The organism is Pseudomonas sp. S44, from assembly GCF_016624805.1.
Taxonomy (GTDB): domain Bacteria; phylum Pseudomonadota; class Gammaproteobacteria; order Pseudomonadales; family Pseudomonadaceae; genus Aquipseudomonas; species Aquipseudomonas machongensis.
Map to the genome: position 1 here is coordinate 153,013 of NZ_JACVTY010000006.1, position 24,517 is coordinate 177,529.

The window sequence follows — 24,517 nt, forward strand, 5'->3', positions numbered from 1 at the left end:
GCCGACTCCTCTGGATACTGCTTTCTCATTCAGGTGCGAAGATCTTACCCGGATTCATGATGCCGTTCGGGTCGAACACCGCCTTTATCGCCTTCATGCAGGCAATTTCATCTGCCGAGCGGCTGTAGCCCAGGTAGTCCCGCTTGGTCATGCCCACGCCGTGCTCGGCAGAGATCGAACCGTTGTAGCGCTCGACGATCTCGAACACCCACTTGTTGACCTTGGTGCAGGAGGCGAAGAAATCATCCTTGCTCATGTGGTCGGGCTTGAGGATGTTCAGGTGCAGGTTGCCGTCGCCGATATGCCCGTACCAGACGACTTCGTAATCGGGGTAGTGTTCGCCGACCACCGCATCGATATCACGCAGGAATGCCGGCACCTTGGAAACGGTGACGGAAATATCGTTCTTGTAGGGCGTCCAGTGGGAGATGGTCTCGGACAGGTACTCGCGCAGCTTCCACAGGTTCTTCAGCTGCGTCTCGCTCTGGCTCATCACCCCATCGAGCACCCAACCCTGCTCGACGCAGTGCTCGAAGGTGGCCAGGGCTTCGTTGGCCACCTCCTCGGTGCTGGCCTCGAACTCCAGCAACGCATAGAAGGGGCATTGCGTGTCGAACGGCGCCGGCACGTCGCCGCGGCCCATGATCTTGGCCAGGCCCTTGTCGGAGAAGAATTCGAAGGCGGTCAGGTCGAGCTTGCCCTGAAAAGCGTGCAGCACCGGCATGATCGAGTCGAAGTCCGGCGTGCCGAGCACCATCGCCGTGAGGTTGCGCGGCGCACGGTCCAGGCGCATGGTCGCTTCGACCACGAAGCCCAGGGTGCCCTCGGCGCCGATGAACAACTGGCGCAGGTCGTAGCCGGTGGCGTTCTTGATCAGGTCGCGGTTGAGCTCCAGCAGTTCGCCCTTGCCGGTGACAACCTTCAGGCCTGCCACCCAGTTACGGGTCATGCCGTAGCGAATGACCTTGATACCGCCGGCATTGGTGCCGATATTGCCGCCAATCTGGCTGGATCCGCTCGAGGCGAAATCGACCGGGTAGTACAGGCCCTGGTCCTCGGCGAACTGCTGCAACTGGCGGGTGATCACGCCCGGCTGGCAGACCACCGTGCGGTCGAACTCGTTGAAGTAGAGAATCTGGTTCATCTGGTCGAAGGCCACCACGACTTCGCCGTTGGCAGCGACTGCGGCGCCCGACAGGCCGGTGCGTCCGCCGGACGGCACCAGCGCGACCTTGTGGCGGTTGGCCCAGACGACGATGGCCTGGACCTGCTCGATGGTTTTGGGAAGCACGATGGCGGAAGGAGCCGGTGGATAGTGCTTGGTCCAGTCCTTGCCATACGCCTCGAGCGAGGCGGGGTCGGTCAGGACCTTGCCAGGGTCGACCAGGGTCTTCAGCTCATCAATTACCGCAACGTCGATCATCGGCAGAACTCTCGAATGATTCATAGTCACCCTGAGCACTCTTCACCTGTCGGGATAAGCTCAGACGGTGTCGCGTATGCTAGCATAGCCCTCCCGTCGATCGTGCTAAGGCCCGTCGCCGCGCCGCTTTGCCCCCCTCGCCATTTTTTCTCCGGGATACAGGTTTACGCAGATGAGCAAGACTTCTCTCGACAAGAGCAAGATCAGGTTCCTTCTTCTCGAAGGCGTCCACCAGAATGCTGTGGACACCCTCAAGGCTGCCGGGTACACCAACATCGAGTACCTCACTGGCTCACTGCCGGATGCGCAACTGAAGGAAAAGATCGCGGACGCCCACTTCATCGGCATCCGCTCGCGCACTCAACTGACTGAAGAAGTCTTTGATTGTGCGAAGAAACTGGTCGCGGTCGGCTGCTTCTGCATCGGCACCAACCAGGTCGACCTGAACGCGGCCCGCGAGCGCGGCATCGCGGTGTTCAACGCGCCGTACTCCAACACCCGTTCGGTTGCCGAACTGGTGCTGGCCGAAGCCATCCTGCTGCTGCGCGGCATCCCCGAGAAGAACGCCTCCTGCCACCGCGGTGGCTGGATCAAGAGCGCGGCCAACTCCTTCGAGATCCGCGGCAAGAAGCTCGGCATCGTCGGCTACGGCTCGATCGGCACCCAGCTGTCGGTACTGGCCGAAAGCGTCGGCATGCAGGTCTACTTCTTCGACCCGCTGACCAAGCTGCCACTGGGCAACGCCACCCAGGTCACCAGCCTCAACGAACTGCTGGGCCTGGCCGACATCGTCTCGCTGCACGTGCCTGAGCTGCCATCCACCCAGTGGATGATCGGCGAGAAGGAAATCCGTGCGATGAAGAAGGGTTCGATCCTGATCAACGCCGCACGCGGCACCGTGGTCGAGCTGGATCACCTGGCTGCCGCGATCAAGGACAAGCACCTGATCGGCGCGGCCATCGACGTGTTCCCGGTCGAGCCGCGCTCGAACGACGAAGAGTTCGAAAGCCCGCTGCGCGGCCTGGACAACGTCATCCTGACCCCGCACATCGGCGGTTCGACCGCCGAAGCCCAGGCCAACATCGGTCTGGAAGTGGCCGAGAAGCTGGTCAAGTACAGCGACAACGGTACCTCCGTGTCGTCGGTCAACTTCCCTGAAGTAGCCCTGCCGGCGCACCCAGGCAAGCACCGCCTGCTGCACATCCACGAAAACATCCCGGGCGTGCTCAGCGAGATCAACAAGGTCTTCGCCGAGAACGGCATCAACATCTCCGGTCAGTTCCTGCAGACCGACGAGAAAGTGGGCTACGTGGTCATCGACGTCGACGCCGAGTACTCGGACCTGGCGCAAGAGAAGCTGCAGCACGTCAAGGGCACCATCCGCTCGCGCGTACTGTTCTGAGCCTGATGGCTGCATGAAGAAGGGAGGCCCTGGTGGCCTCCCTTTTTTTGCCTGCCCGATCCGTGTCTTCGGCTTCGCGGGCGGGTCGGGGCGCCGGAGCGCCGCGAAGCATTCCCCGCGTTACTTCACATTGACGGTGATCTTCTTCGACTCGACGCTTGGCTTGAACGGCACGTGGTACTGGTCGCCCAGTACCAGTTGCAGGGTGTGCTTGCCCGGGGTCAGGGTGATGGTCGCCTCGGTCTGCGCCTTGCCGAAATGCAGCACCTGCGGCCCGGCTGGCAGGGGTTGGTTGCCCTCAGGCATCAGGCTGGTCGGCAATGGCTGGTCAGCTACAGGCGCTTTGTCGACATCGACCAGCAGGTGATGGTGCCCGGAATGCGGAGTCTGGTCGCCGGCCGGCTTGAGCGCCATCCCTTCAATGCCGAACTTGACGGTGAAGGTCTTGTCGACCGTAGCGCCATCGGCAGGGGAAACGATGAAGACCTTCGCATCTTTCGGCGGCTCCTGGCTTTTCAGGGCATCCGCAGCCGTGGCAAGCAAAGAGGCTCCCATCAGCAAACCGGCGAGGGCAGCACGCGAAACTGGGCTTTTCATTCACATCTCCTGTCATTCACTTCAATTGACCGCTATCACTTAAAAGAAGCGAGGCGGTACTTCACCATAGTCCACCTGCCACGCCGCAGGTTCAAAAATGCCGGCATGAAAATTTCAATGCCGGCTCAAACATACGCGCGATGTAGGGGTCATAGGCTGCGTTCGATCGCGGCAAACACAGAAAGCCACGGCGAATGACATTCATCTGCCGAGAAATAAAAGGGATATTCATGCGTTTGACCATTGGCCTACTGCTGGCAGTACTCATCAGCCCCCTGGCCCAGGCAGAGCTGATCGACGAAATCAACGACCGAGGTGAACTGCGCATCGCCGTCCAAGCCGACAATGCACCCTACGCCTTCAAGGAAAACGAGCACCTGACCGGGTTCGACATCGAGTTCGGCCAGGACCTGGCCCGGGAGATGGACCTGCGCGCCGAATTCATCGAAGCGCCTGCCGACGAAGTGTTACCGGGCGTGGAGAGCGGCAAGTACGACATCGCGCTGACCCCGACAGGCCAACAATCTGCGACCGAAAGCGCGCTCGATGCCAGCCAGCCGTTTGGCGAGAAGAAGCTGGTGATTCCGTTCCAGAAAGATAACCCTGCATTCGAAAGCGCGCTGAACAATGCCCTGCAGCGGCTCAAGGACAGTGGGCGGATGGCGGAGCTCGAGCAGAAGTGGTTCGAGAAGACGGCAGCGCAGCAGTGATATCGCGTTGTTCTTTTCGCGGGCAAGTCGGAGCGCCGAACCGCCGCTCCCACAGGGTTGGACTCACCATAGGCCTGTGGGAGCGGGCTTGCCCGCGAAAAGAACGACACCGAACTACCCCAGTGCCCGTTGCGCCTCATCCAGCTCCAACTCGCTGAACACCAGCACCCCTTCCCGGCGCAGCAGCGCAGCAACGACGCCCTCCCCCGGCACCTTCACCCCGCTGAAACTGCCATCGTAGGTCAGTCGGTTACCGCACGACGGGCTACCGGACTTGAGCACCGCAACCCGAATCCCATGCCGCCTCACCAGCGCCAAGGCCTGCCGAGCGCCGCTCAAAAATGCCGCGCTGACATCCTCGCCAGCGACGGTCAGGACCTGAACCTGCCCATCGAGCACCTGGCCACCCTGTCCGCCCTGGATCTCCGCGGCCGGTCGCGGCGTCGGCAAGCCACCCGCCACCTCCGGGCACAAGGGCACTACACGGCCCTCGGCCTGCCATTGCTTGAGCAGATCGGGGTGGCCACTGTCGCGCCCGTCATAGCGCACCGGTTGCCCCAGCAGGCAGGCGCTGACCAGGACCTTGGACGACTCAGAAGGGATCATTGCCACGGCGCCGGAACCAGCCCGTCAGCGACAGGCGTTCGCGATTGGCCGGCAGGACTTCATGCGGGACTTCACCCGAAAGGAACACCACCAGGCTGCCAGCCTCGGGCTGGACATCATGCTCGACATCGTCGGCGAGAAACATCCGCAGTTGCCCGCCGTCTTCGGGTTGCCAGCACTCATTGAGATAGAGCACCACCGACACCATGCGCCGGTCGTCGTCGCGGAAACGGTCAAGATGCCTGCGGTAGAAGGCGCCCGGCGGATACAGGGCGAAATGACACTCGAAGTCTTCCAGCCCCAGGAACAGCCCTTGGTTGATCGCCTGGCGCAGGTTGTCCATGAGCTCCAGGTAACGGTCGCAGGGCTCGGCCTGGCCGGGGTCGATCCACTGGATCTGGTCGCCACGGATCGCCTCGCGTACCTCCTGGGCCGCGCCCCTGCCGACACCTGCGGGGTTCAGTTCGCCCTCGGCATGGCGCCTGCGACACTCGGCGGCCAGTGCGCCGGCCAGCTCAAGCGGCAGGAAAAGTGCCTGCTGCGACCAGCCACGGGTGGCCAGGTCGTCGACGATGGTCGACAGCAGCGGATGTTCAGGAGAGGTATGCATGGCGCGCATCATATCCATTAGCCATGTACACGGACAGCGCCACTTGGCCGAGAAGCGCGCTGATATCTCGACAAAGGCGTACCACCCCACAGACAATAGCGGCCTGCCGACAGGAGTCCTGAATGCGCCGTTTGTTTTCCCTGCTTGTGCTGATGATCTGCACCATGCCTGTCTGGGCAGACAGCCTCGACCAGCTGTACAAGGCCGCCGGCTGGCCCGACCAGCGCGCCCACTTCAATGATGCCATCGGTGCCGCCCAGCAGCGCTACCGCAACAGCCTGCCGCCCGCGGTTTACCAGGCACTCGTCAACAACAGCAACCAACGCTTCCAGCCCCAGGCGATGGATCAGCGTGCCCAGGCCCAACTGCGCGCCAACCTTAAGAATCCGGCGCCGGCGCTGGCGTTCTTCCAATCGCCGCTGGGACGCAAGGTGGTTGCCGCCGAATTGCTGGCCACGCGCAAGGACCAATTGGCCAAGAACGCCAAGGGCCTGCCAAGGATCCAGGCCAGCGACAACCGCCTGCTGGCCATCGGTCACCTGGCCCAGGCACTGCCGGCCCGCGAAGCTGGGGCCGAGGTCAGCCTGGCGATCGCCGGGGTTGCCGCCGACAGCCTCAGCTCGATGATTCCCGGCCTGTTCGGCGGCGGCCAGGCCCAGGGCCTGCTCGATGGTCAGCGCCAACGTTTGATGAACGAGATTGGCGAAGACCTGAACAACACGTTGTTGTACGTCTACCGCGAGCTGTCCGACGACGAACTGGAAGCGTTCGCCACTTTCGCCGAATCCGCAGAGGGCAAGGCCTACTACAATGCCGCGTTGGCCGCGGTGCGTGCGGGGCTGGCTGTGGGCCAGAGCAGCGCCAACCTCAAGTAAGCAGGCGCTGGTCGAGAAAGGTGAAGTAGCGCTGGCGGATATCCGGCAGCTCGTTGGCCAGGTGATGCCGCGCCTCGGGCAGCAGGAGAATCTGCGGCTCGGCGAACTTCTCCTTCAGCACTCTGAGGTTGTAGGGCCAGTCCACCGTGCCGTCTGCCTCGCCCTGAACGATCAGCGGCCGACGCCGACTATGCGGCGCCGCCTCGATGCGCTTGATCCAGGCCATCAGCGCCCCCACCCATGCCGTCGGCAGGCGCCGCGGCTGCAACGGATCGGCCTCGAGAAACGCAAGAAATGCCGGGTCGTTGGTATTGGCACTGAAGCGTCGCTCGATACCATCGACGAAATGGCGCAGCACCCGATAACTCAGCTTCGACCAGTGCCAGGCCCGCGGTCGCACCAACGGCGCCAGCAGGATCACCTGGCCGTCCGCCGGGCTCTGCTCGCCGCAGTGCAGCAGATGATCGACAACGATGGCTCCACCCGTGCTCTGCCCACACAGATGCCAAGGCCGTGGCAAGTCGAGCCTGCGCGCCTGTTCGAAGAGGGCATCGAGCACCTGCTGGTAGATCGCGAAGTCGGCGATGCTGGCCCGCTCGCCACTGGACAGCCCGTGACCGGGCAGATCGCAGCCAATCACCGCGAAGCCCTGCTGCAAGGCCCAGGCGATCACATGGCGGTACAGGCCCATGTGGTCGTAGTAGCCATGCAGCAGGAACAGCGTTGCCACCGGTTCTTGCGGCAGCCACACCTGCCCGACCAGGTCGAAACCTGCCACGCTGAAGCCACCCAACCAGCTGTGTGCGGGCAGGTCGAGACCGTAGAAGCGCTGGTAGTCGAGGGCCTGGGCCGACAGTGGCTGGCGCGCCGCAAGAGCGTCAAGGCTGGTGCGCAGCAGGTCAGGGTGGAAGGGTGAAGGCATCGGTACATCCAGAGTGGCGCGAGTATTGATCTGCGATATTCAGCTCTGTGCCCGGCCATGGCAAGCTGGCGTCTTCTTGTCTTTGTCATGCACCCAGACGCGCTCTTGGCGGGCAAGCCCGCGAAAAAGCCCGGTGCAACGTTGCGGACTACCGATGAAAACCCTCACCACGCTGCTCGCCACCCTGCTCTGCGCCGCCTTGCTGTGGTGGGCCTACGACAGCTTCCAGTCGCGCTACCTGCGCCAGTTCGACGACCAGGCCACGCTGTTCGACGGTAGCCAGTTGCAACTGCCCGCCGAGCTCGCAGGCCCTGGCCCGATCCGCGTCGTGCACTTCTGGGACCCCACCTGCCCTTGCAACGTCGGCAACCAGCAACACCTGGCCGAACTCATCGAGCAGTTCGCCGCGCAGGGTGTAACCTTCCATGTACTGCAAAAGCCCGGCAGCCACGGCCAGCTTCCCGCCAACCTTGGCGCCCTGCAGCCGATCCGCGAGCTGCCGGGCAGCGAACACCTGCCCGCCTCTCCGGCAGTGGCGATCTGGGATCGACAGGGGCAGCTCGCCTACTTCGGCCCCTATAGCGAAGGCGCGGTGTGCAACTCGAGCAACAGCTTCATCGAACCCGTCATCCGGGCGCTGCTGCAAGGGCGCCGGGTACAGGCCTCCAATGCCCTGGCCAGCGGGTGCTATTGCCCATGGCGGAAAGATCAGCAGCGGTAGATATTTATGACGTCGCGCACATACCAGCCCCTTAGCGTATTGGCCTACCGCTTAAGGAAAACGCCATGGCACCTGTCTTCGCTCGCTCTTCTCCCCCCCTGACGAACGAAGATCAGGACCACATCGAGTTGCTCTGGGGCCAGCATCAGATATCCCTGAACTACCCGGTGACAAGGCTCAGCCTGCGCGAACATATCGTCAGCCCATCTTCCTCCAGCGACAGCAGCTATGCCGTCGTCGCCTTCCAGCGGTCCCCCGAGCACCTGGAGGAACAGCTGGAGCGCGCCATCAGCGAACTAGCGGGCCCTTCGAGCGGCATGAACACCTTGCAGCGCCTGCAACAGCAGATCGATGCCGTTGACACGCTGTTGGTCAACTATCAGCGCGACCTGCAGGCTTGCCTCTTCTCCACGGTTGCTGTCACGCATGAGCGGGCTCATCGCCTCGAACGAGCCTGCCGCGAGCTGTCCAGCCGCCGAGCAAAGCTCAAGCAGCTGCAAACCCGCACCTGGGAGCGCAACCGCCGCCAGGAACAGCTCGAACGACAGATCAGCCAGGTCGAAGAGATGCTCGGCCGGCTGATCGCCAACCGTCGCACCCTTGCCGAGGAAGCCATGCGCGACGCGAAGATTTTCCGGTAGGCCTGACCTCAGGCTCGAGATTGACGATCACCGGCTCGAGCAAGCTATTCTCAATGCGCTTTCAGCTCATCGCCGCCTCCCCAATGGCATAAGGAATTCTATGAAGCGCAGCCTCACTCTGCTTGCCGTCGTCGTGGCCATGGCCGCCGCCGGCGCGTACTGGTACGTGCACGGCAAAGTGCCGCAGCGCGAAGGCGAAGTGGCTATCACCGGCTTGAGCGCACCGGTCAGCGTGCGCTATGACGAACGCGGAGTGCCGCATCTGCAGGCGCAGAACGAGCCCGACCTGTACCGTGCCCTGGGCTATGTGCACGCCCAGGACCGGTTGTTCCAGATGGAACTGGTGCGCCGCCTGGCACGGGGTGAGCTGGCCGAAGTGCTGGGCAGCAAGCTGGTGCCCACCGACACCCTGTTTCGCAGCCTGCGCATCCGCGAGCAGGCGGCGCGGATGGTCGAGCGCCTGGATCACCAGTCACCGTCCTGGCTCGCATTGCAGGCCTACCTGGAAGGCGTGAACAGCTGGCAGGCCAACCATCCCAAGCCGGTGGAGTTCGACGTCCTCGGCATCGCTGAACGGCCCTTCACTGCCGAAGACACCCTGAGCATCGCCGGCTACCTGGCCTACAGCTTTGCCGCAGCCTTCCGCACCGAGCCTGCGCTGACCTACATTCGTGACCAGCTCGGCCCCGAGTATCTGAAGATCTTCGACCTCGACTGGCAGCCCGATGGCGCTCTGCGCCCGGCCCTTGCCGCCAGTGACTGGCGCACCCTCGAAGGCCTGGCCCAGCTCAGCCACCAGGCGCTCGGCGACGCCGGCATCCCGCAGTTCGAAGGCAGCAACGCCTGGGTCGTCGCGTGCAGCCATACCCGCAGTGGTAGCCCCCTGCTGGCGGGCGACCCGCATATCGGCTTCGCAGTACCGGCGGTGTGGTATGAGGCCGAGCTATCGGCCCCGGGCTTCAACCTCTACGGCTATTTCCAGGCGCTGAACCCCTTCGCCCTGCTCGGTCACAATCGTGATTTCGGTTGGAGCCTGACCATGTTCCAGAACGACGACGTCGACCTGATCGCCGAGAAGACCAATCCCGCCGACGCCAACCAGGTCATGGTCGATGGCCAGTGGCGTGCGCTGGAGACGACCGAGCAACAGATCGCGGTCAAGGGCGAAGCGCCGGTGACCATCAACCTGCGCCGTTCGCCCCACGGGCCGATCGTCAACGATGTACTCGGCGAAACCGCAGGGCAAACCCCCATTGCCATGTGGTGGGCGTTCCTGGAAACCGAAAACCCTATTCTCGACGCCTTCTACCAGGTCAACCGCGCCGACACCCTGGGCAAGATGCGCGAGGCCGCAGCGAAGATCCAGGCACCGGGGCTGAACCTGGTATGGGCCAACGCTCGCGGTGACATCGGCTGGTGGGCCTCGGCGCAGTTACCCATTCGTCCAGACGGGGTCAACCCGGCGTTCATTCTCGACGGCAGTACCCACCAGGCCGACAAGCTCGGCTTCTACCCCTTCAGCGCCAATCCCCAGCAGGAGAACCCGCCCAGCGGCTACATTGTCTCGGCCAACTACCAGCCGCCGGCCGCCATCCCGATTCCCGGCTATTACAACCTGCCCGACCGTGGCCGCCAGCTGGATCGTCGACTGGCCGACCCGCAGGTCAAATGGGATGTGCAGAACAGCCAGACGCTGCAGTTGGACACCAGCACCGACTACGGCCCTCGTACCTTGGCGCCGCTGCTGAGTACCCTGCGTGCGATCGCCGAGGGTGACGAGCAGAAGGAGCTGGTCGAACAGCTGGCCGCATGGCGCGGCGACTACCCGCTGGATTCGACCAGCGCCACGCTGTTCAACCAGTTCCTCTACGAACTGGCGTTCGCCGCCCTGCATGACGAGCTGGGCGACACCTGGTTCAAGGTGCTGATCAGCACCCGTGCCATCGACGCTGCGCTACCGCGCCTGGCGGCCGACGCCGACTCCCCCTGGTGGAACCTGCGCGGCGGCCACGACCGTACCGACCGCACCGCCATCGTCCGTCAGGCCTGGCAACGCAGCCTGGCGCATCTGCGCGAGCTGTACGGCAACGACCCGGCGGACTGGCAATGGGGCAAAGCCCACACCCTCACCCACAACCACCCGCTGGGCCAGCAGAAACCGTTGAACCTGCTGTTCAATGTCGGCCCCTTCGCCGCACCGGGCACCCACGAAGTGCCGAACAACCTGTCGGCGAAGATCGGCCCAGCGCCCTGGCCGGTGAACTACGGGCCTTCGACCCGACGCCTGATCGACTTCGCCGATGCCGGGCAAGCGCTGACAATCAACCCTGTAGGCCAGAGTGGCGTACCGTTCGACCGGCACTATTCGGACCAGGCCGAGGATTATGTGCAGGGGCGCTATCACAAGGCGCAGATGGGGGTGATTCCGGCGCGCAGCACCTTGCGCTTGGTGCCGCCGGGGCAGTGAGCCCTGGACATCGGCGGTGCACGTCTGCGCGAACGGCGATTCGTCGCGCCGACGTGCCCGCGAAAAGATCACCACAGGCGCAGCCCGAACATGACCGGTTTCACAACCCTTCACACTGCGAACAGGTAACCTGAGCGCCCCTTTCTTCCAAGAGCCTTCCTCATGCAAAAGCACTTCATCGAAATCGACGGCGCCCGCATGAGCTACGTCGACCAGGGCCAGGGCTTCCCGGTGCTGCTGGGCCATAGCTATCTGTGGTCTGCCGCGATGTGGCAACCGCAGATCGATGCGCTGTCGAAACACTTCCGCGTGCTGGTGCCCGAGCTCTGGGGCCATGGCGACTCCGAGGCACCACCAGCCACCACCACCGACATGAGCGCGCTGGCACGCCAGCACCTGGCGTTTCTCGACGCACTGGGCATCGACAAATGCCATCTGGTCGGCCTGTCGGTCGGCGGCATGTGGGGTGCTGAGCTGGCGATCGAGCACCCGGAACGGGTTGACCGCATCGTGCTGATGGATACCTACCTCGGCGCCGAACCTGAAGCAACGCGCCTGAAGTACTTCGGCCTGCTGGATGCCGCCAGCGGCGCAGGGTTCTTCCCTGACCCACTGCTCGACATCGTGGTGCCGATCTTCTTCCATGCCGGCGGCCAGACGGTGCCGGAAGTTCGCGAGCAGTTCCGCGCCGACCTCAAGGCCAGCAGTGCCGAGGCCATTCGCCAGAGCCTCGACCCGATGGGGCGGGTAATTTTCGGACGCCCTGACCTGCTGGGCCGCCTGGGCGAGTTGCCGGCAGAGCGGACCATCGTGGTCTGCGGCGACCAGGACATCCCGCGTCCGCCTGCCGAAAGCAACGAAATGGCACGGATCATCGGTTGCCTGGCAGCGCAGATTCCATTCGCAGGGCATATCTCCAGCCTGGAGAACCCGAAGGTGGTGAATGAGTTCCTGTTGAACTGGTTGCCGCGTAACCGCTGATATCGCCGGGGCTGCAGTGCAGCCCCGCGATTGGACCCTGACTCACCCCTGCCACTTGCCGCCTTCGACGATCACGCTCTCAGGCTTGGTGTCATCGCTCAGCTCCTTGCGCACGTACTGGTCATACAGCTTGAGCAGGAATTTCTCCTCACCCAGTTTGGCCAGCTCGGCATTGACCCAGTCACGCAGCTCGGTGTTGCCCTTCTTCACCGCCGGGGCGATCGGAGCCTCGTCGCCCAGCAATTCTGGCAACACGCGGTAGCCTGGGTTCTGCTTGGCCCAGCTGAACAGGATCAGGTTGTCCTGGGCATAGGCATCGCCACGACCATTGGCCAGGGCCTGCAGCGATTCGCTGTTCTTCTCGAACTTGAGCAGCTTCCAATCCGGGTGGTTCCTGGTCAGCCAGATATCGGCGGTGGTGCCGGTAGTGACGATGATGGTCTTGTCGGCCAGGTCATCGAGGGCTTTCACCGGGCTGCCATCGGCCACGATGGCCTGCACCGCCACACGCAGGTTGGGGTTGGTGAAATCGACCGCTTCCTTGCGCTCCGGGGTGACGGTCATGTTGGCGAGGATCAGGTCGACCTTGTCGCTCTGCAGGAACGGGATGCGGCTGGCGGGTTCCACGGCCACGAACTCGACCTTGTTCTCGTCGCCGAGCAGGTCCTTGGCGAAGCGACGACCGATATCGGTGTCGAAGCCCACGTAGCGACCGCTCTCGTCGACGAAGCCGAACGGCGGCTTGTCGGTGAAGACGCCGACGATCAGCTTATCGCGGGCCTTGATGGTTTCCAGGTAGCTGGTGGACGGTGCAGACGTCGCCGCAGCCGACTTGCCCGGCTCCGCGGGTTTGTCGCAACCGGCCAGCAAGGCCAGGCCGAACAGCGGCGCCAGCAGTTTGGTGAAGTGGGCAGTTTTCATGACAGTTCCTTGTGTAGTGTCTTCGGCAGGCTTTCGACGAAGGAGAATTTGTCCAGGAACTGCTGCGCGCGTGCGGTCCGCGGTTGGCTGAAGAAGCTCTCAGGGTCGCTCTGTTCAAGGATCCTGCCGGCCTCCATGAACACGATACGGTCGGCCACCGCACGGGCGAAGGCCATTTCGTGGGTGACGATGAGCAGGGTCATGCCGTCCCGGGCCAGGCCCTGGATCACCTGCAGCACCTCCTTGACCATCTCTGGGTCCAGGGCTGCGGTGACCTCGTCGAACAGCATCACCTGCGGGTTCATGCACAGCGAACGAACGATGGCGATGCGCTGCTGCTGGCCACCCGACAACTGCCGGGGGAAGGCGTCCCGCTTGTCCAGCAACCCCACCCGCGCCAGCAACGCCTCGGCCTGCGCCTGGGCTTCGGTGCGCTCGCGCTTCTGCACCTTGAGCGGGCCGAGCAGCAGGTTGTCGATCACGCTCATGTGGCCGAACAGGTGATAGCTCTGGAACACCATGCCCACCCGTTGGCGGACCTGGCGCCAGTCGGTGCCGGGGCCCAGCAGCTCCTGGCCATCGAGGCGCAGGCTACCGCCATGGGCGTCCTCCAGGCCGTTCAGGCAACGCAGCAAGGTGCTCTTGCCGCAGCCACTGGGGCCGAGAATCACCACCACTTCACCGGCCTGAACCTGCAGGTCGACATCCTTGAGCACCTGGTGCTCGCCGAAGAACTTGTTGAAACCCTGGAATTCGATCAATGCGCTCATGAGTGGGCCCAGCGGCGTTCCAGCGCGCGCGAGGCGGCGGAAAGCGGGTAGCAGATGAAAAAGAAGAACAGGAACAACACGCCGTAGATCAGCACCGACTCGTAGGTGCGCTCGATGATCTGCTGGCCGGCCTTGATGACGTCGACGACGCCGATCAGCACGGCAAGCGAGCTGGTCTTGACGATCCGTGTGTAGATATTGATGGTGGGTGGCGTCATGCGCTTGAGCGCCTGCGGCAACAGCACGTGCCCATACAACTGCAGGCCCGAAAGACCGATCGACAGCCCCGCCTCGCGCTGGCCGCGCGGCAGCGAAGCCAGCGCCCCGCGTACCACCTCGCCCACCTCGCTGGCGCCCCACAGCCCCAGCACCAGCACCGCGCACCAGAAGCTGGGGATGCTCAGCGAAAAGAAGATCGGCAACCCGAAGAACACCAGGTACAACCAGACCAGCACCGGTATTGCACGAAACAGCTCCAGGTAGACCTGCAAGGCGATGTTCACCGCACGCTTGCCCAACGTGGCCAGCACGCCATAGAGCACACCGCCCAGGGTGGCGAAAACGATGCCCAAGGCCGAGATCGCCAGGGTCTGTCCGGCGCCCTTGGCCAGTTGCGGCAAGGACACCAGCAGCAGCTCAATTGCCGAACTGGCCATGTTGCAACCTCCTTTCCAGGTGGCGCAGCAGCAGCGACAACGGCAGGAACAGCAGCACGCAGAGCAACGTCAGCACTGCGAGCATTTCGTAGGTCTTGTAGTACAGGGCGATGTAGTTCTTGGTGGTGTAGAGGATTTCCGGCACGGCTACCGCCGAGACCACGGTGGTTTCCTTGAGCAGGAAGATGAAGTTGGCGAACAGCGCCGGCAAGCTGAGGATGCCGGCCTGGGGCAGGATCACGTGGCGCAGCAGCTGGCCCTCGGACAAGCCGATGGAGCGCCCGGACTCCAGCTGCGCCCGTGGCACCGCTTCGACACCCGCCCGCAGCACCTCGGTGAGGTAGGCGCCGCCCATGAAGGTCATGGTGATGATCGCGGCAGCGAAGCCGGATACTTTCAAACCCAGGGTCGGCAATGCGAAATAGACGAAGAACAACTGGATCAGCAGCGGCGTGTTGCGCGCCAGCTCTACGTAGCCTTTGACCAGCCGCCACAGGTAGGGGGTGCGAAACACCAGTACGGCGGCATTGAACACGGCGACCAGCAGCGAGGTGGCGATGGCGATCAGCCCGACCTGCAGGGTGACGCCAACAGCCTTGAGGAATGCCGGGAGTGTGCTAAGCATGAAGGCAGTGTCGAAGGTCATGGATAACGCCTCGACACAGGGTCACGGAGGTACGACATGGGCAAGGTTCCGGGCTCGACGCGAGGTTGGCTCAGCGTCGTGGACGATGAAAAGGTGTGTGCGGGTAAGCACGATGGGTAGACTCTAAAGGCATAAAAATCTTTCTCTAAATACCTTTATTGCATATTGATATCACCCGACGGGCTAACCGGAAATTTCATACATCTGCCAGGGATCTTTCCTTCGAAATACCTCTCAAAAGGACTTCAGACTGATCGGCCAGCCAGGCCCACAGGGACGACAACAATGAACAGCCCAAGCACGCCCGTTTCGAATGAACAGCTTCAGTGGTTGCTGGCCCTGCGCAAGGCGCTTGCCGGGCAGCGCTGAAGGTTTCGGTTTCCAAACGAAAACGCCGACACAGCAGTGTCGGCGCTTTCATATGAAGCACTAACCGGGCAAATCAGAACGCCGGCAGCACCGCACCTTGGTACTTCTTCTCGATGAAGGCTTTCACTTCAGGGCTGGTCAGGGCCTTGGCCAGCTTCTGGATGGCGTCGCTGTTCTTGTTATCAGGACGCGCGACCAGGAAGTTCACGTAAGGCGAGTCGCTGCCCTCGATCACCAGCGCATCCTTGGCCGGGTTCAGCCCCGCCTCCAGCGCGTAATTGGTGTTGATCATGTCCAGGTCGACCTGATCCAGCACGCGCGGCAGCATGGCCGACTCGAGCTCGCGGAACTTCAGTTTCTTCGGGTTCTCGGCGATGTCTTTCGGCGTTGCCAGGGCGTTCTTCGGATCCTTCAGGGTGATCAGGCCGGCCTTCTGCAGCAGCAGCAGGGCGCGACCACTGTTGCTGCCCTCGTTCGGAATAGCCACGGTGGCGCCTTCCTTGAGCTCCGACAGACTCTTGACCTTCTTCGAGTAGCCACCGAACGGCTCGACGTGCACGCCGATCACGGTTTCCAGGTGGGTACCCTTGCCTTCGTTGAAGTTCTTCAGGTACGGCAGCGTCTGGAAGTAGTTGGCGTCCAGGCGCTTCTGGTCGACCTGCACGTTCGGCTGCACGTAGTCGGTGAAGACCTTGATCTGCAGGTCCACACCTTCCTTGGCCAGGGTCGGCTTGATCAGCTCGAGGATTTCGGCGTGTGGCACCGGCGTGGCGGCTACCACCAGTTTTTCGGCGGCGTGAGCCAGGCCGGACAGCGACAGGGCAGCGGCGAGGGCAGTCGTCAGCAGGGTCTTTTTCATGGGGATCCTTGTTATCAAGCTGGGGCCATCGACGATGGCGAAGTCAGGTGCCGCACCGTCTCGACAGTGGGCGTGGAGCGGACGATACCGGGATTTTTTATGCCCTAACAATATCTTTTGATTCGCTGCTTATTCCAAAAACAAAAAGCCATCACCCGCTTTGCTTATGAACAACCGGCAACCGCTCTAGCCCGCGGATGCGTTCAGTTCTACCAGGCTTCGCTCCAGCAATTCGCGCAAGGCGGCAAGCGTACCTGGCTCACGGCTGCGCCCCAGTTGCGCGAGTTGGCTGGCCAGACGGGTCAGGGGCGCGCGCTCGGGCAGGTCCAGATGCTGCGGGAGAATTTCATCGCCCTCGGCCACCAGCAGGGCAAAGTGGATGACGTTCTCCAGCTCGCGGGTGTTGCCGGGCCAGGCATGGGCTTCCAGCGCTTGCTGCGCCGCTTCGCTGATCAGCGGCACGCTGCGTTCCAGGCGCACGCTGTAGATGCCGACGAAGTATTCGGCCAGCGGCAGGATGTCCCCGACCCTCTGGCGCAGCGCTGGCAGCTCCAGTTCGCCCTCGCGCAGATAGAGGTACAGCCGCTCGTTGAAGCGCCCGGCACGCACTGCCTGGGCCAGGTCGATGCTGGAGGCGGCCACCAGGCGCACATCCACGGCCTGTGGCTGGTGGGCGCCGACCCGGGTGACCTCGCGGTTTTCCAGTGCCGCCAGCAGCTTGCCCTGGATGGCCAACGGCAGGTCGGCGATCTCGTCCAGGTACAAGGTGCCGCCATTGGCCGAACCGAACCAGCCTGCGCGACTGCTGGCCGTGCCGCCATGGGTACCGGCGCTGTAGCCGAACAGCTCGGCATCGGCGTAGGTGTGGCTGATGCCCGCGCAGTTGACCGAGACGAACAGCCCCGCGCGATCGCTGGCGCGGTGGATCTGCCTGGCCAGCAGCTCCTTGCCGGTGCCGGTCTCACCACGGATCAGCACCGGCAGCGGTTGCGGCGCCAGGCGTTCGAGCGCTTCGCGCAGTTGCTGCGAACGTGCATCGACGAATACCAGCGCCTTGGCACGGATACTCAGCGGGCTCTTGTCCAGCTCGGGGAACGTCAGCAGCGGCTGGCCGAAGGGATTGTTGAAACTCATGGAAAACTCCCGCCCCGGCCGCAGGCGACCGGGGAGTCAGCGAATCGGTTGAAAGACCAGGTCAGGCGCGGCGCAGTGAGCGCTGCTCGATCCGGCCTTGCAGGCGGTACAGATAAGCGAAGCCCTGTTCCCAACGCTCGTGACCGGATTTGACGTTGATGTGCCCGGCATTGCTCAACAGCCCCGCTTCCGCCCCCCAGGCCTTGGCCAGGTACAGTGCACGCGGCACGCTGACGGCCGGATCGTTGTCCGAGCTGACCACCTGGCTGGGGAACGGCAGCGCATGCAGCGGGATGGGCGCAAAGTTGCGCAAGGCCGGCGCGCAGGTCGGCCGTTCGACGTCCGCTGGCGCCACCAGCAGCGCCCCTCGCACCCGGCGCAGCAGCGCAGGGCTGGCCTGCGCGGCCCAGTGGGCGACGGTGACGCAGCCCAGGCTGTGGGCGATGAGGATCACCGGCGAGCGTTCGGCGGCAATCGCCTGCTCGAGCGCCTGCACCCAGTCGCGCCGCTGCGGGGTGAGCCAATCTCGCTGCTCGACCCGGGCGCTGTTGGGCAGGCTGCGCTGCCAGTGGCTTTGCCAATGATTGTCTGGCGATCCTTGCCAGCCCGGCACAATCAGGTAACGAATCGACTCATTGCGCATGGGGACGCCTCCTTGGAAGTTTGCGTGCTTGGGAACCAAGTATAGGGAGGCAGTTATATTCGTAAAGGAATAAGAAGCTATTTATTAATAACCATAATCAAGGTAATTGCACGCCCCTTTGCAGGAGCGGGCTTGCCCCGCGATGACGTCCGCCTGGGCAACATCGTCGCCTGCGCGGACGCCATCGCGGGGCAAGCCCGCTCCTACAGGGAGGTGCATAAAAAAAAAGGGCCATCCCCTGCCAAGAGAAATGGCCCTGAAGCACTTGCCTGAAGAGGGTGTTGCCGATCAACGCGCGGTGATCACCGCCAGCTTGCTGATCCCGGCACGTTCGATGGCCGCCATCGCCCGCGCCACTTCGCCGTAGTTGACACCGTCGTCAGCCTGCAGCTGTACACGCACATCCGCGTCCTTTTCCCTGGCCGCCTTGAGGTTGGTTTCCAGCAGGTCCGGCTGGATCTCATCCTTGTTGATGAACAGCTTGCCGCCACCATCGATGCTCACCACCAACGGGTCTTTCTGCTCCACCGGCGCGACGGCCTCGGTCTTGGGCAAGTTGATCGGGATGGCGTTGGTCAGCAGCGGCGCGGTGACGATGAACACCACCAGCAGCACCAGCATGACGTCCACCAGCGGCGTGACGTTGATTTCACTGAGGACTTCATCGCTGTCCTGGGTCGAGAACGCCATGTCAGGAAGCCTCCTTCACCGGCTGGCCGAAACCGGCCTGGGCTTTTTGCAGGGTCGGGTGAACCAGGACGCGGAAAGCACTCTTCTGCGCCAGGCTGTAGAAGTCGTGGGCGAAGTCGTCGAGGTCGGCAGCGGTCAGCTTGAGGCGACGCAGGAAGTAGTTGTAGACCAGCACCGCCGGCACCGCGACGGCGATACCCACGCCCGTGGCGACCAGCGCCGCGCCGATCGGACCGGCCACGGTTTCCAGGCTGGCGGAACCGGCAGCGCTGATGCCCTTGAGCGCTTCCATGATGCCCCACACCGTGCCGAACAGACCGATGAACGGCGAGGTGCTGCCAATACTGGCGACCACGGCCAGGCCGGTTTCCAGCGAACGACGCTCACGCACGATCTGCTGGCGCAGGGCGCGCTCGAGGCGGTCCTGATGATTGATCGCATGGCTCAGGTCGGCCGCCTGGCCCGGCTCGCCCACGGCGATGGCAGCATAACCGGCCTGGGCGACGCGGGCCGCAGGGCCTGGCTGCTCGTGGCTGATCTCGGCCGCCGAGTCGAGGCTTGAAGCGGCCCAGAACTGGGCATGGAAGCGCTTGTCCTGGTTCTTCAGCCGCACGAACTGCACGACCTTGACCAGGGCCAACGCCCAGGTGACCACGGAAAAACCAACCAGCAGCCAGATGACGGCGCTTTCAACGGATTCGAGAGGGGATGCCAACAGGCTCATGATGAAGTCTTCCTATGTTCGGTTCGATGGCGCGAGTTAACGAAGCTTGAAATCGATCGGGACGCTGACCCAGCCCACCTGGGCCACGTCACCCTGCTTGGCCGGCACGAAGCTCCAGCGCTTCACCGCAGCGAGCGCGGCAGCATCCAGGGCATCGCGGCCGCTGGTCTTCTGGATCTGGATCTGCCCCGGCTTGCCGCTAGGCAGTACCTCCACCCGCAACAACACGGTGCCTTCCCATCCACGGCGCTGGGCCAGTTGCGGGTATTCCGGCGCCGGGTTCTTCAGGTACGCGGCGTTGGCTGAAGCGGGCGTGACCGGTGCCGGTGCTGGTGGTGCAGGTGCCGGAGCAGGCGGTGCAGGCGCTGGGGTCGGTGCCGGTGGTGGCGCCTCGACCGGTTTGGGCTGCGGCTTGGGTACGGGCTTTGGCACCGGTTTTGGTTTAGGTACCGGCTTCGGTGCAGGCTTGGCAGCCAGCTCATCGACCACCGGCGGTGGTGGCGGTGGCGGCTCGACCACAGGCACAGGCGGTGGCGGCTCGACGACCGGCGGCGCCGGGGCGGCGAACTCGATGGTCATCGGCGGAATCTCTGGCGGAATCACCGGCAGCTCGGGGGTTGGTCGCTGACTGACCCAGTAGGCCGCAGCGCCATGCAGGACCAGCACCAGCAACCCCAGCGCCAGCTTGTCGCGACGCTTGAGACCACTGACCGGCGTGCGCTGCAGGCGCAGCTGCGCCAGCGGCAGGCGAAGCGTGCGTCCAAGCTCGACCAGGTCGCCCGGGGCCGGGCGCCATGGCTGGTCGTAGGCCCTCGCGGCCGTCTGGACATTACCCATTGAATCGACTCCTGGAAACGTGATGCAGGTCTTCGGACCTTGGCCGGTCCTCGTGGCTGAATCATCCATTCCAGAGGCTTATCTCTGAAAGTAATGTTTAAAATTAAAGCTATTCCTTTATCGAATATAAGATTTCAAGGGTTCCCGCAAAGCCGCGTGGCACAAGGGCTGTAACGATGCACCGGGAAAATCATGCACGTGCGGCATGCAAAATATTCGTGGAAGGTATCGAAATCCGGCGAGGGCTGCGCCCTCGATAGCGGGTCAAGCCCGCGCCTACAGGCACAGCGCTGTCCTTGAAGCCGAGGGGAGCCTGTGGAGCGGGTTTATCCGCGAAGGGCCGCGCAGCAGCCCCAACCTTCGCCCAGGCAATAAAAAACCCGGGCTGCAAACCCGGGTTCTTCATGCACACGGCAGCTTAGATATCCGCCACCTTCTGCCAGACCTTCGGCCGGAAGAACAGGGTCTCGCCGCGCGCAAGCCCGGTCAGGCTGTCGTGGTCCTTGACCACTTCGGCCTCGATCAGCTCGCTCTGCCCCTCGACCTTCAGCGTCACTCGGGTGGTCGCGCCCAGCGGGCGAATGTCGCGGACTTCGGCAGCGTGGTGGCCCTCGGTCTCATGGCGCGACAGCGACACCTCGTGAGGACGGAACAGCACATGGTTGCCCTCGCTCAAGGCCAGGCGGTTGGAATCGCCGAGGAAGTGGTAGACGAAGTCGTTGGCCGGTTTCTCGTACACCTCGCCCGGCGAGCCGATCTGTTCGATCACGCCCTTGTTCATCACCACGATGCGGTCGGCCACTTCCATGGCCTCTTCCTGATCGTGGGTGACGAACACCGAGGTCAGGTTGATATCCTCGTGCAACCGCGCCAGCCAGCGGCGCAGCTCCTTGCGCACCTTGGCATCGAGGGCGCCGAACGGCTCGTCGAGCAGCAGCACCTTCGGCTCCACCGCCAAGGCACGGGCCAGGGCGATACGCTGGCGCTGGCCCCCCGACAACTGCTCGGGATAGCGGTCGGCGAGCCAGTCGAGCTGGACCATGTTCAGCAACTCATGGACCTTCTCGGCGATCTTGCTCTCGCTCGGGCGTTCGCCCTTGGGTTTCATGCGCAAGCCGAAGGCGACGTTGTCGAACACACTCATGTGGCGGAACAGCGCATAGTGCTGGAACACGAACCCGACGTTGCGATCGCGCACATCGTGGCCCGAGACGTCCTCGCCGTGGAACACGATGCTGCCGTCATCCGGCGTCTCTAGGCCGGCGATGATGCGCAGCAGGGTAGTCTTGCCGCAGCCGGAGGGGCCGAGCAGCGCGACCAGCTCACCGCTGTGGATATCCAGGTTGATGTTGTTCAGGGCCTGGAAACTGTTGAAGCGCTTGCTGACGTTACGAACTTCGATCGACATGACTTATTCCTCCGCTGCGCTGTGGCGCAGGCGGTTAATACGGTTCTCGCTCCACTGCTTGAGCAGCAGGATGAAGAGCGCCAGGATCAGCAACAGGCTGGCCACGCTGAAGGCCGCGACATGGTTGTACTCGTTGTAGAGGATCTCCACATGCAGCGGCAAGGTGTTGGTGACGCCGCGGATATGGCCGGAGACCACCGACACCGCACCGAACTCGCCCATGGCCCGCGCGGTACACAGCACCACGCCGTAGATCAGGCCCCACTTGATGTTCGGCAGGGTGACATGCCAGAACATCTGCCAGCCGTTGGCACCCAGCAGGCGCGCGGCCTCTTCCTCTTGCGTGCCCTGCTCCTGCATCAGCGGGATCAGCTCACGGGCGACGAAGGGCACGGTGACGAAAATGGTCGCCAGCACGATGCCCGGCAGGGCGAAGACGATCTGGATATCGTGGTCCTGCAGCCAGGGGCCGAGCAGGCCCTGGGCGCCGAACATCAGCACATAGACCAGGCCGGCAATGACCGGCGAGACCGAGAACGGCAGGTCGATCAGGGTGACCAGCACGCTCTTGCCGCGGAAGCTGTACTTGCTCACGCACCAGGCGGCGCTGACGCCGAACACCAGGTTCAGCGGCACCGAGATGACCACCGCGAGCAGCGTCAACTTGAGCGCCGAAAGCGCGTCAGGCTCGAAGATCGCCTCGAAGAAGGTGCCGAAGCCATTCTTCAGCGCCTGGGACACCACGATCACCAGCGGCAGCAGCAGGAACAGCGCGAACACCAGCCAGCCAAGGCCGATCAGTACACGGCGCGAGGTGGCGCTGCCACGGCGGGCGGCATTGGCGGCGGAGCTTGCAGTTATGGATGACGAAGACATGACCGGGCCTCCTTCAAGGGGTTTCGATGCGCCGCTGAAGCAAGTTGATCAGCAGCAGCAGGATGAAGGAAACCACCAGCATCAGCACGCCGATGGCCGTGGCGCCGGTGTAGTCGTACTGGTCGAGCTTGACCATGATCAGCAACGGCAGGATCTCGGTCTTCATCGGCATGTTGCCGGCGATGAAGATCACCGAACCGTACTCGCCCACGCCCCGGGCGAATGCCAGGGCGAAGCCGGTCAGCCAGGCCGGCAGCAGTGCCGGCGCCAGCACATGGCGGAACACCTGCAACGGCTTGGCGCCCAGGCAGGCGGCGGCCTCCTCGACCTCACGCGGGATGTCCGCCAGCACCGGCTGCACCGTACGCACCACGAACGGCAGCGTGACGAAGGTCAGGGCCAGGGTGATGCCCAGCGGGGTGTAGGCGATCTTGAAGCCCAGGTCGGTGGCGAACTGGCCGACCCAGCCCGCAGGTGCATACAGGGCAGTCAGGGCGATACCGGCGACGGCGGTGGGCAGGGCGAACGGCAGGTCGATCATCGCTTCGATGATCTTGCGCCCGGGGAAGGTGTAGCGCACCAGCACCCAGGCCAGCAGGGTGCCGATCACGCCATTGATGATGGCGGCGAACAGGGCGGTACCGAAACTCAGCTTGAGCGCCGCGATGACCCGCGGTGCACTGATGATGTTCCAGAACTGCTCCCAGGTAAGCTGCGAGGCATGAATGAACATGGCCGCCAGCGGTATCAGCACGATCAGGCTGAGGTACACCAAGGTGTAGCCCAGCGTCAGCCCGAAGCCGGGTATGACGGGGGAGATGCGACGTGACATAAATATCCCTGGTTGAACGCACTTGGCCCGGAAGAATCCCGGGCCGGTGCAAACTTTTGAATCCTGGGGCTGCTGCGCAGCCCATTCGGGGCACAAGGCCGCTCCTGCAGGGATCGCGTTCCCCTGCAGGAGCGGCCCCGCTGTCCTCGGGCCTTACTGCGCCTGGTAGATCTGGTCGAACACACCGCCGTCGTTGAAGAACTTCGGCTGAGCAGTTTTCCAGCCACCGAAGTCCTTGTCGATAGTCACCAGGTCAAGTTTCGGGAACTGCTTGGCGAATTCGGCGGCGACTTTCTCGTCACGCGGACGGTAGAAGTTTTCCGCAGCGATCTTCTGCCCAGCAGGGCTGTACAGGTGTTTCAGGTATTCGGTGGCGATCTCGGTGTTGCCCTTCTTCTCGGCGTTCTTGTCGACCACCGCCACTGGCGGTTCGGCGAGGATCGACAGCGACGGCACGACGATCTCGAACTTGTCGCTGCCACCGTCTTCCTTCAGTGCCAGGAAGGCTTCGTTTTCCCAGGCCAGCAGGACATCGCCCTGGCCGTTGTTGACGAAGGTGATGGTGGAGCCGCGGGCGCCGGTATCCAGCACCGGTACGTGCTTGAACAGCTCCTGCACGTACTCTTTGGCCTTGGCTTCGCTACCACCGGATTTCAGGCCATAGGCCCAGGCGGCGAGGAAGTTCCAGCGCGCGCCGCCGGAGGTTTTCGGGTTCGGAGTGATGACCGAGACGTCTTTCTTGACCAGGTCACCCCAGTCCTTGATGCCTTTCGGATTGCCCTTGCGCACCAGGAACACGATGGTCGAGGTGTAGGGGGTGCTGGCGTCCGGCAGACGGGTCTGCCAGTTTTCCGGCAGGGTCTTGCCAAGCTTGGCGATCTCGTCGATGTCGCCAGCCAGGGCCAGGGTCACCACGTCGGCGCGCAGGCCATCGATTACCGCGCGGCCCTGCTTGCCCGAGCCACCGTGGGATTGCTGGATCTTCACCTTGTCGTCCGGATGCGTCTGCTGCCAGTGCTTGATGAATTCGGCGTTGTACTGCTGGTACAGCTCACGGGTCGGGTCATAGGACACGTTGAGCAGTTCGTAATCCTTGGCGATGGCGGAACCGGCAAAAACGGCACTGGCCAGAGCGGCGAGCGCATAACGGCGGATGGACATGGTGAAGCTCCCGATTGGCATTTTTTCTAGTTGGAT

26 protein-coding genes are annotated in these 24,517 nt (G+C 63.4%); 7 read left to right on the plus strand and 19 right to left on the minus strand.

Going from position 1 to position 24,517, the window contains the following annotated elements:
• Positions 1-25: 25 nt before the first annotated feature.
• Positions 26-1,423, minus strand: coding sequence for an FAD-binding oxidoreductase (locus IAE40_RS07560; protein WP_200602942.1), 1,398 nt, complete (start codon positions 1,421-1,423; stop codon positions 26-28).
• A 172-nt stretch (positions 1,424-1,595) separates the two neighbouring features.
• Here IAE40_RS07560 and serA point away from each other — a divergent pair, with 172 nt between their 5' ends.
• Positions 1,596-2,825: a phosphoglycerate dehydrogenase gene (gene serA / locus IAE40_RS07565; RefSeq protein WP_054891120.1), complete on the plus strand. Its 1,230-nt coding sequence runs from the start codon at positions 1,596-1,598 to the stop codon at positions 2,823-2,825.
• 120 nt (positions 2,826-2,945) lie between these two features.
• Here serA and IAE40_RS07570 read toward each other — a convergent pair whose 3' ends face one another.
• Positions 2,946-3,422 (minus strand): DUF4399 domain-containing protein, encoded by a 477-nt coding sequence (locus IAE40_RS07570; protein ID WP_054891119.1) that lies wholly within the window; start codon positions 3,420-3,422, stop codon positions 2,946-2,948.
• A gap of 230 nt (positions 3,423-3,652) precedes the next feature.
• On the opposite strand from IAE40_RS07570, the gene IAE40_RS07575 reads away from it, so the two are divergent.
• A complete protein-coding gene (locus IAE40_RS07575) occupies positions 3,653-4,132 on the plus strand; it encodes a substrate-binding periplasmic protein (protein WP_153774836.1) in 480 nt (159 codons plus the stop codon).
• Between the two features lie 114 nt (positions 4,133-4,246).
• On the opposite strand, the gene IAE40_RS07580 is transcribed toward IAE40_RS07575, so the two are convergent.
• Together IAE40_RS07580 and IAE40_RS07585 are read right to left on the minus strand one after the other, a co-directional pair.
• Positions 4,247-4,738, minus strand: a complete 492-nt coding sequence (locus IAE40_RS07580) for a DUF523 domain-containing protein (RefSeq protein WP_151926455.1) — start codon at positions 4,736-4,738, stop codon at positions 4,247-4,249.
• Positions 4,725-5,357 (minus strand): 2OG-Fe(II) oxygenase, encoded by a 633-nt coding sequence (locus IAE40_RS07585; protein ID WP_197890546.1) that lies wholly within the window; start codon positions 5,355-5,357, stop codon positions 4,725-4,727. Before IAE40_RS07585 ends, IAE40_RS07580 begins: the two co-directional genes overlap by 14 nt.
• A 113-nt stretch (positions 5,358-5,470) precedes the next feature.
• Between IAE40_RS07585 and IAE40_RS07590 the strand changes: the two genes are divergently transcribed.
• Positions 5,471-6,223, plus strand: a complete 753-nt coding sequence (locus IAE40_RS07590) for a DUF2059 domain-containing protein (protein ID WP_200602943.1) — start codon at positions 5,471-5,473, stop codon at positions 6,221-6,223.
• Here IAE40_RS07590 and IAE40_RS07595 read toward each other — a convergent pair.
• Positions 6,216-7,145, minus strand: coding sequence for an alpha/beta hydrolase (locus IAE40_RS07595; RefSeq protein ID WP_063541707.1), 930 nt, complete (start codon positions 7,143-7,145; stop codon positions 6,216-6,218). The two genes, IAE40_RS07590 and IAE40_RS07595, sit on opposite strands and share 8 nt — an antisense overlap.
• A gap of 154 nt (positions 7,146-7,299) precedes the next feature.
• On the opposite strand from IAE40_RS07595, the gene IAE40_RS07600 reads away from it, so the two are divergent.
• The 4 genes from IAE40_RS07600 to IAE40_RS07615 all read left to right on the plus strand — a co-directional run bounded on the left by IAE40_RS07600 (position 7,300) and on the right by IAE40_RS07615 (position 11,955).
• Positions 7,300-7,866: a DUF6436 domain-containing protein gene (locus tag IAE40_RS07600; RefSeq protein WP_153774833.1), complete on the plus strand. Its 567-nt coding sequence runs from the start codon at positions 7,300-7,302 to the stop codon at positions 7,864-7,866.
• Positions 7,867-7,931: 65 nt separating this feature from the next.
• Positions 7,932-8,507 carry a hypothetical protein gene (locus tag IAE40_RS07605; RefSeq protein ID WP_197890507.1) on the plus strand — a complete coding sequence of 192 codons (576 nt, stop codon included), beginning with the start codon at positions 7,932-7,934 and terminating at the stop codon, positions 8,505-8,507.
• Between the two features lie 100 nt (positions 8,508-8,607).
• The gene (locus IAE40_RS07610) at positions 8,608-10,974 is read left to right on the plus strand and encodes a penicillin acylase family protein (RefSeq protein WP_200602944.1); all 2,367 of its coding nucleotides are present in this window, start codon (positions 8,608-8,610) and stop codon (positions 10,972-10,974) included.
• Positions 10,975-11,136: 162 nt separating this feature from the next.
• Positions 11,137-11,955: an alpha/beta fold hydrolase gene (locus IAE40_RS07615; RefSeq protein ID WP_063541715.1), complete on the plus strand. Its 819-nt coding sequence runs from the start codon at positions 11,137-11,139 to the stop codon at positions 11,953-11,955.
• 42 nt (positions 11,956-11,997) lie between these two features.
• On the opposite strand, the gene IAE40_RS07620 is transcribed toward IAE40_RS07615, so the two are convergent.
• From IAE40_RS07620 to IAE40_RS07685, 14 genes are all read right to left on the minus strand, one after another.
• On the minus strand, positions 11,998-12,876 hold the full coding sequence (locus IAE40_RS07620; RefSeq protein ID WP_153774829.1) for a transporter substrate-binding domain-containing protein: 879 nt from the start codon (positions 12,874-12,876) through the stop codon (positions 11,998-12,000).
• A complete protein-coding gene (locus IAE40_RS07625) occupies positions 12,873-13,646 on the minus strand; it encodes an amino acid ABC transporter ATP-binding protein (RefSeq protein WP_151926461.1) in 774 nt (257 codons plus the stop codon). The genes IAE40_RS07620 and IAE40_RS07625 overlap by 4 nt, the downstream gene beginning before the upstream one ends.
• Positions 13,643-14,302, minus strand: a complete 660-nt coding sequence (locus IAE40_RS07630) for an amino acid ABC transporter permease (RefSeq protein WP_112899458.1) — start codon at positions 14,300-14,302, stop codon at positions 13,643-13,645. The genes IAE40_RS07625 and IAE40_RS07630 overlap by 4 nt, the downstream gene beginning before the upstream one ends.
• The gene (locus tag IAE40_RS07635; protein ID WP_065864006.1) at positions 14,283-14,948 is read right to left on the minus strand and encodes an amino acid ABC transporter permease; all 666 of its coding nucleotides are present in this window, start codon (positions 14,946-14,948) and stop codon (positions 14,283-14,285) included. The genes IAE40_RS07630 and IAE40_RS07635 overlap by 20 nt, the downstream gene beginning before the upstream one ends.
• A 442-nt stretch (positions 14,949-15,390) precedes the next feature.
• Positions 15,391-16,176, minus strand: a complete 786-nt coding sequence (locus tag IAE40_RS07640; protein ID WP_153774827.1) for a MetQ/NlpA family ABC transporter substrate-binding protein — start codon at positions 16,174-16,176, stop codon at positions 15,391-15,393.
• A 186-nt stretch (positions 16,177-16,362) separates the two neighbouring features.
• Complete coding sequence (locus tag IAE40_RS07645; RefSeq protein WP_200602945.1) at positions 16,363-17,310, minus strand: sigma 54-interacting transcriptional regulator; 948 nt, start codon at positions 17,308-17,310, stop codon at positions 16,363-16,365.
• 61 nt (positions 17,311-17,371) lie between these two features.
• The gene (locus IAE40_RS07650) at positions 17,372-17,953 is read right to left on the minus strand and encodes an alpha/beta hydrolase (RefSeq protein ID WP_197890518.1); all 582 of its coding nucleotides are present in this window, start codon (positions 17,951-17,953) and stop codon (positions 17,372-17,374) included.
• Positions 17,954-18,241: 288 nt separating this feature from the next.
• Entirely contained in the window at positions 18,242-18,643 is a 402-nt protein-coding gene (locus tag IAE40_RS07655) for an ExbD/TolR family protein (protein WP_054891104.1), read from the minus strand.
• 1 nt (position 18,644) lies between these two features.
• A complete protein-coding gene (locus IAE40_RS07660; RefSeq protein WP_054891103.1) occupies positions 18,645-19,367 on the minus strand; it encodes a MotA/TolQ/ExbB proton channel family protein in 723 nt (240 codons plus the stop codon).
• 36 nt (positions 19,368-19,403) lie between these two features.
• Positions 19,404-20,204: an energy transducer TonB gene (locus tag IAE40_RS07665; protein ID WP_063541728.1), complete on the minus strand. Its 801-nt coding sequence runs from the start codon at positions 20,202-20,204 to the stop codon at positions 19,404-19,406.
• Between the two features lie 418 nt (positions 20,205-20,622).
• Complete coding sequence (locus tag IAE40_RS07670; protein WP_054891101.1) at positions 20,623-21,612, minus strand: sulfate/molybdate ABC transporter ATP-binding protein; 990 nt, start codon at positions 21,610-21,612, stop codon at positions 20,623-20,625.
• A 3-nt stretch (positions 21,613-21,615) separates the two neighbouring features.
• Positions 21,616-22,488 carry a sulfate ABC transporter permease subunit CysW gene (gene cysW / locus IAE40_RS07675; RefSeq protein WP_112899462.1) on the minus strand — a complete coding sequence of 291 codons (873 nt, stop codon included), beginning with the start codon at positions 22,486-22,488 and terminating at the stop codon, positions 21,616-21,618.
• A gap of 13 nt (positions 22,489-22,501) precedes the next feature.
• A complete protein-coding gene (gene cysT, locus IAE40_RS07680; RefSeq protein ID WP_054891099.1) occupies positions 22,502-23,320 on the minus strand; it encodes a sulfate ABC transporter permease subunit CysT in 819 nt (272 codons plus the stop codon).
• Between the two features lie 153 nt (positions 23,321-23,473).
• A complete protein-coding gene (locus tag IAE40_RS07685) occupies positions 23,474-24,481 on the minus strand; it encodes a sulfate ABC transporter substrate-binding protein (RefSeq protein ID WP_065864011.1) in 1,008 nt (335 codons plus the stop codon).
• Positions 24,482-24,517: the final 36 nt, after the last annotated feature.